14 protein-coding genes are annotated in these 14,207 nt (G+C 68.2%); 5 read left to right on the top strand and 9 right to left on the bottom strand.

Annotation, left to right across the window (positions count from 1 at the left end; genetic code table 11):
* Window positions 1–146: 146 nt before the first annotated feature.
* Window positions 147–458: a hypothetical protein gene (locus ASF23_RS03500; protein ID WP_055948815.1), complete on the top strand. Its 312-nt coding sequence runs from the start codon at window positions 147–149 to the stop codon at window positions 456–458.
* A gap of 6 nt (window positions 459–464) precedes the next feature.
* Here ASF23_RS03500 and ASF23_RS03495 read toward each other — a convergent pair whose 3' ends face one another.
* From ASF23_RS03495 to ASF23_RS03465, 7 genes are all read right to left on the bottom strand, one after another.
* Window positions 465–1,211 (bottom strand): HD domain-containing protein, encoded by a 747-nt coding sequence (locus tag ASF23_RS03495; protein ID WP_082473755.1) that lies wholly within the window; start codon window positions 1,209–1,211, stop codon window positions 465–467.
* 40 nt (window positions 1,212–1,251) lie between these two features.
* Entirely contained in the window at window positions 1,252–2,523 is a 1,272-nt protein-coding gene (locus ASF23_RS03490) for a type II toxin-antitoxin system HipA family toxin (RefSeq protein ID WP_055948812.1), read from the bottom strand.
* The gene (locus ASF23_RS03485) at window positions 2,520–2,819 is read right to left on the bottom strand and encodes a helix-turn-helix domain-containing protein (protein WP_082473754.1); all 300 of its coding nucleotides are present in this window, start codon (window positions 2,817–2,819) and stop codon (window positions 2,520–2,522) included. Before ASF23_RS03485 ends, ASF23_RS03490 begins: the two co-directional genes overlap by 4 nt.
* Window positions 2,820–2,986: 167 nt before the next feature.
* A complete protein-coding gene (locus ASF23_RS03480; RefSeq protein WP_055948806.1) occupies window positions 2,987–3,634 on the bottom strand; it encodes a response regulator transcription factor in 648 nt (215 codons plus the stop codon).
* On the bottom strand, window positions 3,631–4,893 hold the full coding sequence (locus ASF23_RS03475) for a sensor histidine kinase (protein WP_055948803.1): 1,263 nt from the start codon (window positions 4,891–4,893) through the stop codon (window positions 3,631–3,633). Before ASF23_RS03475 ends, ASF23_RS03480 begins: the two co-directional genes overlap by 4 nt.
* A 75-nt stretch (window positions 4,894–4,968) precedes the next feature.
* Window positions 4,969–5,784, bottom strand: coding sequence for an ABC transporter permease (locus ASF23_RS03470; RefSeq protein ID WP_055948800.1), 816 nt, complete (start codon window positions 5,782–5,784; stop codon window positions 4,969–4,971).
* Window positions 5,781–6,686: an ABC transporter ATP-binding protein gene (locus tag ASF23_RS03465; protein ID WP_055948798.1), complete on the bottom strand. Its 906-nt coding sequence runs from the start codon at window positions 6,684–6,686 to the stop codon at window positions 5,781–5,783. Before ASF23_RS03465 ends, ASF23_RS03470 begins: the two co-directional genes overlap by 4 nt.
* 190 nt (window positions 6,687–6,876) lie before the next feature.
* Between ASF23_RS03465 and ASF23_RS03460 the strand changes: the two genes are divergently transcribed.
* On the top strand, window positions 6,877–7,200 hold the full coding sequence (locus ASF23_RS03460; RefSeq protein WP_156364091.1) for a hypothetical protein: 324 nt from the start codon (window positions 6,877–6,879) through the stop codon (window positions 7,198–7,200).
* Window positions 7,197–7,502 (top strand): hypothetical protein, encoded by a 306-nt coding sequence (locus tag ASF23_RS03455; protein ID WP_055948794.1) that lies wholly within the window; start codon window positions 7,197–7,199, stop codon window positions 7,500–7,502. Before ASF23_RS03460 ends, ASF23_RS03455 begins: the two co-directional genes overlap by 4 nt.
* Window positions 7,503–7,562: 60 nt before the next feature.
* Here the strand turns inward: ASF23_RS03455 and ASF23_RS03450 are convergent, their stop codons facing one another.
* Both ASF23_RS03450 and ASF23_RS03445 read right to left on the bottom strand, forming a co-directional pair.
* Complete coding sequence (locus ASF23_RS03450) at window positions 7,563–7,880, bottom strand: hypothetical protein (protein WP_156364089.1); 318 nt, start codon at window positions 7,878–7,880, stop codon at window positions 7,563–7,565.
* A 9-nt stretch (window positions 7,881–7,889) separates the two neighbouring features.
* A complete protein-coding gene (locus tag ASF23_RS03445; protein ID WP_200919287.1) occupies window positions 7,890–10,025 on the bottom strand; it encodes a 3'-5' exonuclease in 2,136 nt (711 codons plus the stop codon).
* 160 nt (window positions 10,026–10,185) lie between these two features.
* Here ASF23_RS03445 and ASF23_RS03440 point away from each other — a divergent pair, with 160 nt between their 5' ends.
* Window positions 10,186–12,696: a GmrSD restriction endonuclease domain-containing protein gene (locus ASF23_RS03440; protein WP_082473753.1), complete on the top strand. Its 2,511-nt coding sequence runs from the start codon at window positions 10,186–10,188 to the stop codon at window positions 12,694–12,696.
* A 254-nt stretch (window positions 12,697–12,950) separates the two neighbouring features.
* On the top strand, window positions 12,951–14,207 hold the full coding sequence (locus ASF23_RS03435) for a hypothetical protein (protein WP_055948785.1): 1,257 nt from the start codon (window positions 12,951–12,953) through the stop codon (window positions 14,205–14,207).

Genomic DNA, 14,207 nt, shown 5'->3' with positions numbered 1-14,207 from the left:
TTTGCGTTTCGCGGGACTTCGACGACGGGTCACGGGTCGGCCTGGAGGGACGGTGCGCGTCGACGAGACCCGTCCGGTTCTGCGTTCGGTAGCGTTGGTGCAGGTCGATCGACGGCTGTGCTGCCGTGCGACCGGAAGGGGCTACCGTGTCGACGATCGTCGCCCTGCTGCTCATCGGGGCCGCGTTCACAGTGCTCGGGCTCGTCCCCTACCTCGGACTCTGGCGGTCGTGGGCAGAGACCACGCGGCCGAACATCATCTTCCCGTGGCTGTACCTCGGGGTCGCGGCGATCTGCGGCGGGGTGTTCGGCGCGCTGGCGGACACGGCGCTCGCCGGGTTCGCAGTGATCGTGCTGCTCGTCGGCATCCTCGCGGGCGCGGTGTTCGTCGGGACGATCATCATCGGGATGCCGCGGTGGATGCTGCCGCGGTGGTACCGGGTCATCCGCGGGCGCTGAGTGCTTTCAGGCTGGTTCCGGCGTTGCCTCGACCCCGAACTCGACGAGGACCGCGGGGACCGTCGTCCCGAGCAGCTCGGCCGATCGGGCGTACTTGTCCAGCAGGCGTGTGCGCGTCCCCGCGTCGAGTCGTGCAAGCCGTGTGGGGTCGGCGTTGTGGCTGAGGTCGGCCCGCTTCACGCGGAGCGCGAGGCCCGACGGCTCCGCGAGCACCCTGGCCATCGATGCCTCGAGTGACTCGCCCGCGCGCTTCGTGACGGCATCGACCGCCGTCACGACGATCTCCTCGAACCCCTCGGCCCGCAGGTCGTCAAGGGTGCACGGAGTGTCCTCGACGACGTCGTGCAGGAGTCCGACGATCTGCTCGTTCGTCGTCGTGAGCCGACGTGCGACCTCTCGCGGATGCTCGAAGTACGGCGCGCCGGTCTTGTCGAGCTGGCCGTCGTGGAGGCGTCGGGCGAGGTCGAGTGCCTCGCGGACGCTCGGCGGCCCGGGGCGTGCCGCCTCGACGGGGTCGACGTCCCACGGGGTCCCGGCCGGGAGTTCTTCGAACGGGATCTCGTGGAGGTCGCTGTCGCCGGTGATGAGCCACCAGTGCGGATCGGCCTTGTACGTCCCGGGGCCCGTGCCGACCTCGCGCCAGACGCCTCGGTCGAGCCAGTGCTGCTCGATGGCGAGGCCGACGACGCGGTAGTGCTGGAGGCTCCTCGCGGCGCCGTCGCGCCGGAAGAAGCGGGGTGCGGGGTCTGACATGGAGCGCCTCCTGGCTCCAGCGTGCCACGGGAGACGTGCTTCAGCGCTCCGCGTACTCCAGTTGCCGCTCGCTGAACGCCGGGCGCATGCGCTCCTGTTGCGACGTCGGGATGTCGAGTGCGGTCGCGACCGACGGCCACTGGCGCACCTCCGCCGCGACGCCCCGCACGATGTCACGCGCCGTGTCACCCGTGAGTCGGAAGGCGTCTGCGACACGAACGAGGTTCCGCACATCGCGGTCACGGGGGTCGTCGTCGTCGTTGACGGGGCGGGCAGTCACCGATCCGCGCCGCGGTGACGGATTCACATCGAAGACCGGTGACAGTCTCCATCCGGCCGGCGTCCGGAGGAATCCGTGGTTGCGCCAGTGATCATCGACGTTGTTCACGAGGATCGTGAGGGCGATCCTGGTGAACATCTCGCGGAGGTCGACGCGGGGCGTGCAGCTGATCGTGTCGATCGTGTCCGAGAACTGCTCGTATGTGACCCGTGAGTTGTCGTACCGGCCGACCTCGAGTGCGGATGCAGCCGAGATGTACCCGATGCGTCCGACCCCTGCGTCTCGGTCGAAGCGGTCGACGACGAGTACCGACCGGTCGCCCGACACCGAGCGGTGCGTCCATCTCGGTGTGACGATCCCGACGTTGCTGGCGAGCGTCAGTGCGACGCCCTCCCACGCCTCGACGTCGATCGTGCCGTCTTTCGAATGCGGGAGCTTCGCAAGCGCGAGCGCGCCTCGTCCGGTGAGGACGTTCGCTTTCGGCCGAGCACCTCCCGGTGACGTCGCGACGTCGTTGAGGTAGGCGACGTCCTCCGCGCTCGCCTCGTCGGCCTCGTACCGTCCAGCGACTGCGAGGATGCGTTCGAGGTCGTGGAGGTTCGCGACGCCGTCGTCTGCTGAGAGCCAGCCCCCACCCGCGGTGGAGCGGAGACGGAGCGCGCCTGCTCGGGTGAAGTCGGACACACCCGTGAGGAAGTCGAACTCGCCGATGCGCCCGGGCAGCGTCTGGTCGTGCTGACGCAGCGCTGCGTGGTTCGCCTCGATGATCGTCTGACCCCATTCGTCCGGCGCCGCATCGGCGAAGGCCCCGAACAACGTCCGGTTCTCTGCCGCGTACTGGCGACCTGACGAGAGCGGGAGATCGGGCGAGAGCGGGTACCTGTCGACTCGGGCGAGGAACGTCGAGTCGTACTCGAACGCACTCGACGCGAGGTTCCGCGCGCCCTGGAACGATGCGCTGAGGACGCCGACCTGAACGGGCTCATCCTCGAGGCCGTCGACCCAGACCTCGACCGATGTCGCGGGGATCACAGCGACCCGCCAGCACCGAGGATCTCGTCGATACGGACCCGTGCTGCGTCGTTGCGGTACGGGTCCGTCGACTCGATGACGCGGTCGACGACGCCGAGCGCGGTCAGGATCGCGAGGAGCGAGTCGACCCGAGCTGACGTGACGCCGGTCTCGATGTTCCGCAACGTGACGCGTGAGACTGCGGCACGCTCCGCGAGTTCAGACGCCGACATCCCGTTCACGCGACGCCATCGCCGTATGTTCTCCCCGAGCTCCTCCTGCAGACGTTGCCGACGGGGAGAACGTCGCTGCACCATGATGGCTCCTCTGGTCGAAATTCATACCAGGGTAGCGTTTTTTGATCGCTTTTCGATACAAATTCCATGAACTGCTCCAGCGGCCCTGTCGCGGACGTTCCACGGGACAAGCGGCTTTCGGCGCTGTGGTCGGCCGTGAGCATTCCGACGCCAGAGTCAGAGCCGCCCTACGGGCTCGGGAGGATGCCGAGCTCCAGGGCACGGGTGACCGCACGGGTCCGGTCGTTCACCCCGAGCTTCTCGAAGACGTGCCCGAGGTGCGTCTTGACCGTCGTCTCGCTGAGGTAGAGCTCGCGGCCGATCGCGGGGTTGCTGTTGCCCTGCGCGACGAGGGCGAGCACCTGCCGCTCCCGCGCCGACAACCGCGGGGCACCCACCACATCCGCGCCAGGGGGAGACCCGGTCGCCCGCCGCACCAGCGCCGCGGCTGCCGACGGCGCGAGGGCCGTCTCGCCCCGTGCCGTGGCACGGACACCCGCGAGGATCTCCGACTCCGGGGCCGCCTTCAGCAGGTAGCCCGTGGCACCGGCCTCGATCGCGGCGAGGATCGCCCCGTCGGACTCGTACGTGGTGAGGATGAGCACGCGGATCTGCGGGGCCTTGGCGAGGATCCGTGCCGTCGCCGCATCGCCGTCGAGGCCCGGCATCCGCAGGTCCATGAGCACGACGTCGGGCAGCTCGGCCAGCGCGGTGGACACCGCGCCGGGGCCGTCCGACGCCTGGCCCACCACCTCGACGTCGTCGGCGTCCTGCAGGAGCGCCACCAGTCCGGCTCGCACGATCGGGTGGTCGTCGGCCACGACGACGCGGATCATCGGGTCACCTCCACGAGTCGTCGTTCTGCTGCGACCGGTCCGACGGATGCCGTGACGACGGTCCCGCCGCCGGGTGTGCTCGACACGTCGAACGTGCCGCCGGCCAGGGCGAGCCGTTCGCGGAGCCCACGGAGTCCGAAGCCCGGTGCGGGAGCCCGTGTGTCGAAACCGTGACCGTCGTCCGCGATGCGCAACCCCGTGCCTCCAGGCCGGTCCGCGTCCCGCGCCTGCGGGCGATGCCCGTCGTGCGTCTGCGGGCGCTGTTCGTCCCACGCTTGCGAGCGATGCGCGTCCGGCGTCTGCGGGCGCTGTTCCAGCGTCACCTGCACCGTCGTGGCGTCCGCGTGCGCACGGACGTTGGCCAGTGCCTCCTGGGCGACGCGCAGCAGGACCACCTGCGCGTCGCGGTCCATGTCGTCGCCGCAGGCCTCCACCGTGACGACGATGCCGGTCTCGCGACCGAAGCGCTCGCCGAGTCGGTGGAGTGCTGCGCCCAGTCCGCCGGCCGCGAGTCCAGCGGCTCCGGCTGCCACGAGGGTGCGGGACTCCTCGAGGGCGTCCTTGGCGGAGTCCTCGATGAGCGCCAGACGGTCGTCATCGAGGCGGCCGGCAGCCAGGTCGCGCCGTGACCGCTGCGAGAGCATCACGATCCCCGCCAGGTTCTGGGCGATCGTGTCGTGCAGCTCGCGCGCCATCCGCTCCCGCTCGCTCGACACCCCGGCTGCACGGTTCGCCGCGGCGAGGGACTCCTGCGTCGCCTGCAGCTCGTCCAGGAGCTGCTGCCGGGAGTCCGACAGGGCGTGGATGTTCGAGATCCACACCCCGAGCGCGCAGGCCCCGACGACGCTCGCCCCCTCGATGATCGCGATCTGCGCGTACGTGTCGGGCGTCGCGCCGAGGCTCACGATGAACCCGAACGACGCCGCGACGCCGACCAGCACGCACGCGACGACCGCCGTCCGTGTCCGTTCGATCTGCGTCCACAGGACCGGGTAGACGATGCACTGCACGAACGCGGTGCTCGGCGACACCGCGACGAGGCCGAACGTCGCGACGATCATCAGCGGGACGAACACCGCGGCGACCCGGGCGTCCTCGAACCCGCGCCAGCCGAACGCCGCGTACGCCGCCGTCAGTGCACCCACGATGAGGTAGGCCACCCACGAGTGCGTCGAGGGCGACCAGGTGACGGCCGCGAGCACGATGACGAAGACCATGGTCGCGGCGAAGAAGGCATGCAGCCAGCGGTTCCGCTTCATGCGATCAGCATCCCACCGGGGTCCAGCGTGTGGGGGCGCGGTCCGCGATCTGTGGAGAACTGAGGCCGCACGTCCTCATGCGTCCCTGCGGTTCCACCGGAACGTCAGCGCGCACGCCACCAGCCCGACCACGAACCACGCCACGAGGACCAGCGTCCCCAGCCCGAGCTGCCACGATCCGGACGGCTCCCCGGCATCGAACGACGACGGCAGGAACACCGACCGCATCCCGGACGCCATCCACCGCAGGGGGAACACGCTCGCGACGTTCTGCAGCCACGTCGGGAGCTGCATGAAGGGCAGGTACACCCCGGAGATGAACTGGAGCACCAGCACCACCGGGACGATCGTGGCGGTGGCGCGCCGTCCCTCCCGGGGGAGTGCGCTGATCGCGATCCCGAGGACGCAACTCGTCGCGACACCCAGCAGAGCGATGCCGACGAAGCGGCCCCACCGGTCCGCGGTGTCCGGCAGGTCCACGCCGAACACGAGGCTCGCGACGGCCAGCAGGAGCGCCGTCTGGATCGCGGCCGTGACCACCACCATGCCGATCTTGCCGATGAAGTACGACAGGACCGGTAGGGGCGTCCCGCCGAGCCGCTTCAGCGTGCCGTCGCTCCGCTCCTGGGCGATGTCGACGCCGAGGGCCTGCGTGCCGCTGAGCAGCCACCCCGTCGCGACGAGGCCCGGCAGGTAGTAGGTCGCGAAGTCGACGCCGGGCGTGCCGCGGCCGGCGTGGATGTCGGGGGAGGCGCTGAACGCGACCGAGAACAGGGCCAGCATCACGATCGGGAACAGGAAGGTGAAGAACACCGACTCCGCCTGGCGGAAGTAGCCGCGGAGTTCGTAGCCGATGCGGGCGCGGCCGAGGGTGAGGGTGCTGGTGGTCATGCTGTCTGCTCCTGGATCGGCGTTGTCTGGCTCGGCGTTGTCTGGCTCTGCTTGATGAGGTCGAGGTAGACGTCCTCCAGGCTGGGGCGGATCACCTCGAGATCGTGGACGGTGCCGAGTTCGGCCTGGAGGCGCGCCACGAGTCGCGCAGGATCGGTCGCGCGTTCCTCGCGTTGGGTTGGCCCGCCGTTCTGGTCGCGTCCGTCCGTCCACCGCACGATGGGCGTGCGGGCCTCGGCTCCGCCGAGTTCGGCGGTCGTGCCCTCGGCGAGGACGCGGCCGTTCGCGATGACCGCTGCGCGGTCCGCGAGGTGCGCCGCCTCGTCGAGGTAGTGCGTCGTGAGGAGGACCGTCGTGCCGTCGGCCTGCTGCTGCTTGATGAGGTCCCAGAACTGGCGGCGGGCCTCGGGGTCGAAGCCCGTGGTCGGCTCGTCGAGGAAGAGGACCTCGGGGTTGCCGATCACGCCGAGGGCGACGTCGACGCGGCGGCGCTGGCCTCCGCTCAGGCGGCTGATGCGCTGGCTCGCCTGCTGGGTGAGGCCGACGGCATCGAGGACCTGGTCCGGGTCCTTGCTGTTCGGGTACAGCTTGGCGAAGTGTCGGAGCTGCTCGATGACAGTGAAGTTGCCGGCGTCGGTCGCCGTCTGGAGGACGATGCCGATGCGCTGCTTGAGCTCGCGGTTGGCGTGTTGGGGGTCCTGGCCGAGGACGCTGACCTCGCCGGCCGTCCGGTCGCGGTAGCCCTCGAGGATCTCGACGGTCGTGGACTTGCCCGCGCCGTTCGGGCCGAGGAGGGCGAAGGTCTCGCCCTGGGTGATCGTGAAGCTGACGTCCTCGATGGCGTGCTTGGGGCCGTAGTGCTTGCGGAGGTGGTGGACCTCGACGGCGGGTGCTGTGGGCATGGGTCCAGCCTGGCCGGAGCGCGCGGCTCGGGGATCGTCTGGTGCGGCGGGTGGGGTCCTCCGATCGGGGGATGGGGCGACCTCGTCCCATGGGTTCTTCGTCCCGGACAAGGACGTCTCCCCTAGGGCCGTTCCGGGGTGGGCGAAGGCCGGTGGCAAGGCGCTGGGATGGATCGGTGGGATCGTGACCGTGTACGCCGCCGGCAACGAGCAGTGGACGAAGGACCTGCGGGACTACCCGGAGTGGGACACCTCTTGCCGCCTCGCGAGCGCCACCGAGACCGCCTTGATCGTCGGCGGGACCGCCCTCGTCCTCGGCGGAATCAGCGCCACGGTCGGCGGCATCGCTGGTGGAGCGTTCGTCGGCCACGCCATGGGAGACTTCGGCGAAGACCTCGGGAAGACGCTGAAGAGCAACGTCGACGAAGGCAGCGCCGCGCAAGACGCCTTCCACCAGGCATGGACGTGGTCATCGGATGTCGTCGAGGGGACCTGCGAGAGGGTGTTCGGATGATCCCGCTGTTCATGATCCTGTTCGGTGGCGTCTTCGTGGTGCTCGGTAGCGCCGCCTACGGCGGGGTGTGGCGGTCCTGGACGAGGAACACGTCGACCAACGTGATCCTCGGGCTGTTCTGGTTCGGCCTCGCTGCCCTGGCGATCGGGGTGTCGGCTGCGTTGGCCGACGTCGCGGGAGTGTTGTCGCTGCTGGTCGGACTGGTGGCCGTCGTCGCGGCGATCCTCGGCATCGTCGTCCTCCTCGGCGGTGCGCCCCGTTGGCTGCAACCCCGGTGGTACCGGACGGCGCACGGACGATGACGAACGGTCCTGCAGTCGAACGAATGGTTCAGCGATCAGTGTCGCGCGATCGGCCGGAGGTCAGCCGTGTTCGCGGCCGGGCAGTGGGTCGCCGTCGAGAAACGCCTCGTAGTCGGCGCGGGCATCGTCGTCGATGATCGGGTCGCCGTGGCCGTACCGGGCATCGGTGCGGTCGCGCTTCGGGCCGGAGAGCCAGAACCACTCGTCGGTATCGACGTCGCGGAAGTTGGCGTCCCACGAGTGTTCGCGGGCCAACGTCCGGCCCTGGAAGTACGCGGTCCTCCAGGACTTCGTGAATCGCACGCGGCTGATCCAGGCCGGGCCCGCGTCGAGGGCGTGGCCGGTCTTCAGCTGGACGTACATGATGCGCTCGGGCACGGGGGAATCCTACGGTCGGAAGGCGGTGGAGGACGGGTCATGCCCGCCACCCGTCACACCGACCCACAGCCCGTCCCGCGCCCGAGTCATCCCGACGTAGAGCTCCCGCCGATCGAGCTCCCTGCGCTCCCGCTCGACCTCCGACGGGTCACCCGACACGACGTCGAGCAGCTTCCCCGGCACGTGCGCGAGCAACACCTGCTTGAACTCGAGGCCCTTCGCGCGCTTGATCGTGCCGACCTTCACCGCATCGACCGTCTTGCCCTTGTAGTTGTCGAGCGTGACGACAGAGACACCGGCCTTCGCCAGCGCCTCCGCGACCTTCGCTGCCTGCGGGTTCGTCGCCGTGAGGATCCCGACGTCGCCGACCCCGACCCCGACCAGCCGCAGCACCTCGGTCACCCGCGCGAGCATCGCCACGTCGTGCTCCGCTCTCCACCTGCTCCGATGGATGACCGGTTCCGGCCCGGTCCTCGTGACGTCGGCGACGGTGTCACCGACGCCGTCGACGCCCTCGATGTCGACGAACTGGTCCTCGGCGACCATGCCCTTCGCAAAGTCGAGGATTTCCGCCGTGTTCCGGTGGTTGACGTCGAGCACGACACCGCGTCCGGCGAGGCTGATGCCGACCTCGCCGAGCGTGTACCCACCCGGGTAGATGGTCTGCTGCCCGTCGCCGATCAGGGTCAGACCGTCCGGCCGGTCACCGACGATCGAGTGCAGGAGCGACACCATCGCGCACGACAGGTCCTGCGCCTCGTCGACGATCACCGCGTCGAAGCCATCGAGTGGCACCTCGGCCATGGCGTCACGTGCGAGGAGGACGATGTCCTCCCAGTCCGTCACGCGCCGCTCGCGCAGCCCGCGCGAGTACGCCTCGTACAGGTCCCACACCGCCTGCCGTGCCTCCACCGGGAGCGCGTACTTCCGCCCGACGCGCGCCAGGTCCGCGTACTGGTCGAAGCGCGTCAGGCCGCGCCCCTTGATGACGTGCTTGATCTCGTCTTCCCAGTACCGGCGCGTGAAGCGCTCGGAGCGCAGCGGACTGGAGGCCCGGATCGCGTTCCATGCGTCGTTGAACGCGAGCCGCGCCTCCCGTTCGGCGATCCGGAACGGGATCCCGCGCTCGCTCAGGACCCGGCGTGCCAGCGCGTGGACGCTGGTGAACTCGACGCGGCCGGCCATGTCGGGCGCCAGTCGCTCGAAGAGCGAACTGAGCACCTTGGGGAGGGTGCTGATGTAGGTGGCGAAGAGGACGCGGCCGCCGGTCGCTCGGGCGAGGTAGGCGGCGCGGTGGAGGCCGACGACGGTCTTGCCGGTGCCGGCGGCGCCGCGGATGCGTGCTGGGCCGTTGAAGTTGCGGCGGACGAGCTTGGCCTGCGTCGGGTCGAGGAACGCCATCCAGTCCTCGATCGGGGCGTCGAGGACACCCGCCGTGAGCTGCGCCTCGAGCTCGGGGGTGAAGAGCGTCGGTTCGGCGTCGCGGGGGAGGACCGCCGCGGGCACCACGATCTGCGTCAGTGGGAGCGGATCGTCGCCGATCACCGGGAAGTGCGTCATGACAGCTTTGACGACTTCCTCGACGCGCCCTGCGGAGAGTCGCGCGCCCGGATTCGTGATGTGCCCGATGAGGTCGTGCACACCGACCACGTCCACCGAGGCCACTCGCGCGTGCATCTTCTTCTGCCCGGCGAGGGCGACGACGGCGTGCACCTCGCCCGGTGGGAGCCCGATGTCTGCGAGCGCTGACTCGGCGCTGTACGCGAGGTCGGCGAGGCGGGCGACGTCGTCGGTCACGTCCTCCTGGCCGCGGGTGATGCGGTCGCCGTGGACCGCGACTTCGCGCCAGGACTTCGTGTCGACGATGAACACACCGGCGCGGCCGACGACGACCATGTCGACTTGGGCGGTGCGGCTGCCGGGCCAGCGGCGGTCGGCGAGGAGGTGGTACCCGATGCCGGCGAGTGGGGCGAGGATCTTCGCGGTCTCGCCCTCGGTGCGGTGGGCGATCTCGAAGCGGCCGGCGCGGGCGTCGGCCTCGTCGGCCTGGAGGCGGAGTTCGCGAGCCCGGCCTCGTTGGCGGCGGGCTTCCACTCGTGCTGAGTCGCCGGCGATCGTCATGGTGGTGCCCCCTGTGGCTCGCATGGTGTTCGTCCGGGCGCGATCCCCATCGCGCTCGGTTCTGAACTATCCTCGCGGTTGACGAGGCGTCGCACGAGTACCCGTTCTGGGGGCTCAACCATGCTTCCGTCGAGGTGTGAGGAGGCAGCCGCCCTGGGCTGCTGGACCGAGCGAGAGGCAGTACATGGACGTGCGCGAGACCACCCTCCAGGAACTTCTCGGAGGACCCAAGCAATACCTGGTGCCGCTCTATCAGCGGCCCTACGCGTGGGAGGTCAAGCAGCGCCACCGGCTCTGGGCCGACATCCTCGAGCTCGCGGAGTCGCGGAGGACGAACCCATCGGCAACGCACTTCATGGGTTCTCTCGTCCTGTCCACCGGAGCAATCGTTCCCACGGGGATGGAGTTCCTGGTCGTGGACGGCCAGCAGCGCCTCACGACGCTCTCGATCCTGCTGTGTGCCCTCCGTGACTACCTCCGGGCTCACCAGCCGGACCAGCCGATGCTCGCGGAGAGCCTCCACGAGCAGTACGTCGCCGACCGCTTCAAGCCCGGTGACGCACGCCTCAAACTGCTTCCGACGCAGGCGGACCGGGATGACTTCCGCGCGGTGGTCGACGGCGCGGTTGGAGCCGACTCGACCTCGGGCGTCGGCAACGCCTACTCGTTCTTCCGCCGGGCGCTTGAAGCGGCGGACGACCCAGAAGACCTCCACGACATCGAGCGCATCCGCGAAGCGGTGCTCGGAGGCCTGAGCTTCGTGTCGATCACCGCGCGCGACGACGACAACGTCTACCGGATCTTCGAGTCCCTGAACAACACCGGGCTCCGCCTCACGCAGGGCGACCTGGTGCGCAACTACCTCTTCATGCGTCTCGGATCACGGGGTGAATCCGTCTACTCCTCGTGGTGGTTGCCGATGCAGCGCCGGCTCAGCGTCAACGACCTCGAACTGATCTTCTGGCTCGACGCCGTGGCAGATGCGCCCCTGCTCAAGCAGGGCGACATCTACAGCTACCAGCAGGCTCGTCTGTCGAAGATGTACGACGAACAGATCGTCTCGGAGATCGAACGCTTCGGCCGGCTCTCCGAGCATCTCGCCGTCATTCGCGACCCGTCGATGGAACCGGACGCCGAGGTCCGGGGACATCTCACCCACCTCGCCGAATGGGCATCGGCGACGACCGTTCCGCTCACGCTGCGCCTGCTCTCACGCCGAGCCGACGGTCTCAGCACGACGGAAGAGGTCGCTCGTGCGCTAGCCGCCATCGAGTCGTACATCGTCCGCAGGACACTCGGCGGTCGGACCAGTCAGAGTCTGAACCGAACGATCCTCCAGGCTTGTGGCGAACTCGACGAGCGTCCGGCGGATCAGGTGTTGCTCGACTACTTCTCCACCGGGCGGAAGTACTTCTCGACGGATGAGCAGATCCGCGACGCTGTGCGCACACAACCTTTCTATCTGCGCGGCCTCAAGTCTCAGCAGAAGCTCATCCTGAAGTGGATTGGACAGTCCATCAACCCGAAGGAGGAGGTCGACGTCGAGAAGGCGACGATCGAGCACATCCTTCCGCAGACGCTCACGCCGGAGTGGAGTGACGTCCTCGGGGCGGAAATTGAGCCGCAGGAGACCATCGAGCTCGTCCATGAACAGGTCGTGCACTCGGTCGGGAACCTGACGCTCACCGGGTACAACTCGGAGCTCAGCAACCGCCCGTTCCCGTCCAAGCAGGAGGACTTCCGACGGAGCAGCTTCACCGCGCTCAATCGACTTGTGCTCGACGCTCCGACGTGGGGACGGGAGCAGATTCTCGCCCGCAGTGACTGGTTCGCGGACCATATCATCGCGCAGTGGATGGGACCGAACGAACGCATCACCGCTGCGGACTCCGGCCGCGACTGGTCGCTCGCGCACCAGGCGATCATGGCGATCCCGGCGGGACGGTGGACTTCGTACGGAGATCTAGCGGCACTGATCGGCACCCACCCCGTGCCGCTCGGTGTCCACCTGGGGAGCGTCGAGATCCCCGGTGCACATCGGGTCTTGCAGGGAACTGGGACGATCTCGCCCGGGTTCCGCTGGATCGATCCGACGGACGACAGCGATCCTCGGGACGTCCTGGAAGCGGAAGGACTGTCGTTCTCGCTGAACGGGGTCGCGGATGAGGCAGCACGCCTCACGACGGCGCAGCTCGCTGCGCTGCTCAACCTGACCGGGGACGAAGGTTCCGACGTCGATCCGGTTGCCGACGGGACGTTCTTCGGTCAGCTGGCGAGCTCGAACCCGCCTGCGACGGTGGGGGCGGTGGACAAACTGTTCCGCGCTTGGAAGGAGATGGGCGGGAGCGTCGAGTACGGATCGGCTCGGGAGAGCAGTGCATTCATGGTCGCGCCACGTCGAGCGGATGCGAACATCTCGCACTGGCCGTTCGCGATCTACCCGATCTCGGGGAGCGTCGAGGTCGTGTTCCAGCATCTGAAGACGCGCCCGCCGTTCGACGACGTCGCGCTGCGCAACGAGTTCCGGAATCGGCTGAACGCCGTTCCCGGTGTCGACCTCTCAGCCGATCGGATCGACAAGCGGCCGTCGTTCCCGATCGAGACCCTGACGTCGGCCGCCTCTCTGACAATGGTCGTCGACACGCTGCGCTGGTTCGTCGACGCCGTTCGACGCGGCCAGTGGGCGCTGGCATGACAATCACTGCCCCGGCTCTCGCACAGGAACTACGAATCGATCCGAAACGCCTCCGTGCGTTCCTGCGGTAGGTTGCAAGCGATCACACTCGCGGCGCCCCGTGGCTGATCGAAGAGGACCTCGCTAGCCGAGCGCGCGCTCACTTTCGCACGTGATGGCGAGGACGTTTGCGTCGACTGCGGTAAATCAGTCAGAGCAGCATCATCATCAAGATGTCATCCACTTGGGTGCGTCGCGTCAACCAGGAGTGGACCATGGACGAACAGATTCAGCTCATCAGTGACGATGACGGTATCGCAGTCATCGGTGAGCCCTCGGCCGTGGACCAGTTCCTCGAGAGTGAGGGCCTCCCGTCTGAAGACATCAGTGCACGACTCACCACTGCCGCAGGTGCGGTGGGGGCTGCTGCGCAGATGGCAGGCGGGGTCGCTGAGAATTCGGGCCGCTGGGTGAAGCTCACCAAGGAGTCGGCCGAGATAGCAAACAGGTTCTCCCTCATGACGAATGGCGATACAGGCCTGAAGATGGGGATCGTCGTCGCGAAGGGCTCTGGCGGCCAGATCAAGCACATCTTGCAATTCTCATCCGTCGGATCGCTGTTCAACCCCGCAACCATCGCGAGTGCAGGGGCGGTGATGTCGCAAATGGCTCTGCAGCAGTCGATCGACCAGCTCGCCGAGTACCTAGTCGAGATCGACGAGAAGGTCGAGGACGTTCTCCGGAGCCAGAAGGATGCAGTTCTCGCAGACATGATTGGCGTGGACTTTGTGGTCGAGGACGCAATGACCAGCCGCGGATCGGCCGGTCGGGTGGATGAGTACACGTGGTCGAAGGTGCAAGGAACATCCGTGACCATCTCCAGAACACAGGCGTACGCGCTGCGGCAGCTTGGCGGTCTCGCCCAGAAGCTCGAGAAGAGGATGAAACTCGGCGAGCTGGCCGATGCGACCGAGCAGATCGAACCGAAGGTCCGCGAGTGGCTCGCCGTCATCGCGCACTGCTTCCAGCTCCAAGAGTCCCTCGATGTCCTCGAGCTTGATCGCGTGCTCGACGCTGCACCCGACGACGTGAACCGGAAACGACTCGAGCTGCAAGCAGTGCGTGAAAACCGGGTCGATCGGATCAAGGAGCACACGGATTATCTGCTCACCCGGATGGATGCCGCCGCGCAGCGTGCGAACACAAAGGTTCTTCTGCAGCCGATTCCTGCTCGAGCCGTGGTTCGTTCGAGTAACCTCGTTGGGGCCGCCGTCGGAGAGTTTCATCAGCGGCTCGGCGTCGAGGGTGGGCACAGATCGACCGACGCCAGGCGGTGGTTGGAGGCGGTCATCGATGTGCGAGACCAGTTCATCGACAACGGTGCGGACGGCGTCGACACCGCACGCAAGTTCGGCGTCGAGGCCTTTGATCGCGCGCGGCTGGCGACTGGGCGGGTTGCTGCTGACATCGCAGAGCGAGCGCTGCGCGAGAGGAAGGCCGAAGACAGAGGAGGTCCCGAGGAGCGGGCCTGA

It is taken from the genome of Curtobacterium sp. Leaf261, assembly GCF_001422205.1.
Classification (GTDB): domain Bacteria; phylum Actinomycetota; class Actinomycetes; order Actinomycetales; family Microbacteriaceae; genus Curtobacterium.
Note: the sequence above shows the minus strand (reverse complement) of the source record. Positions and strands in the feature narration are given on the sequence as shown.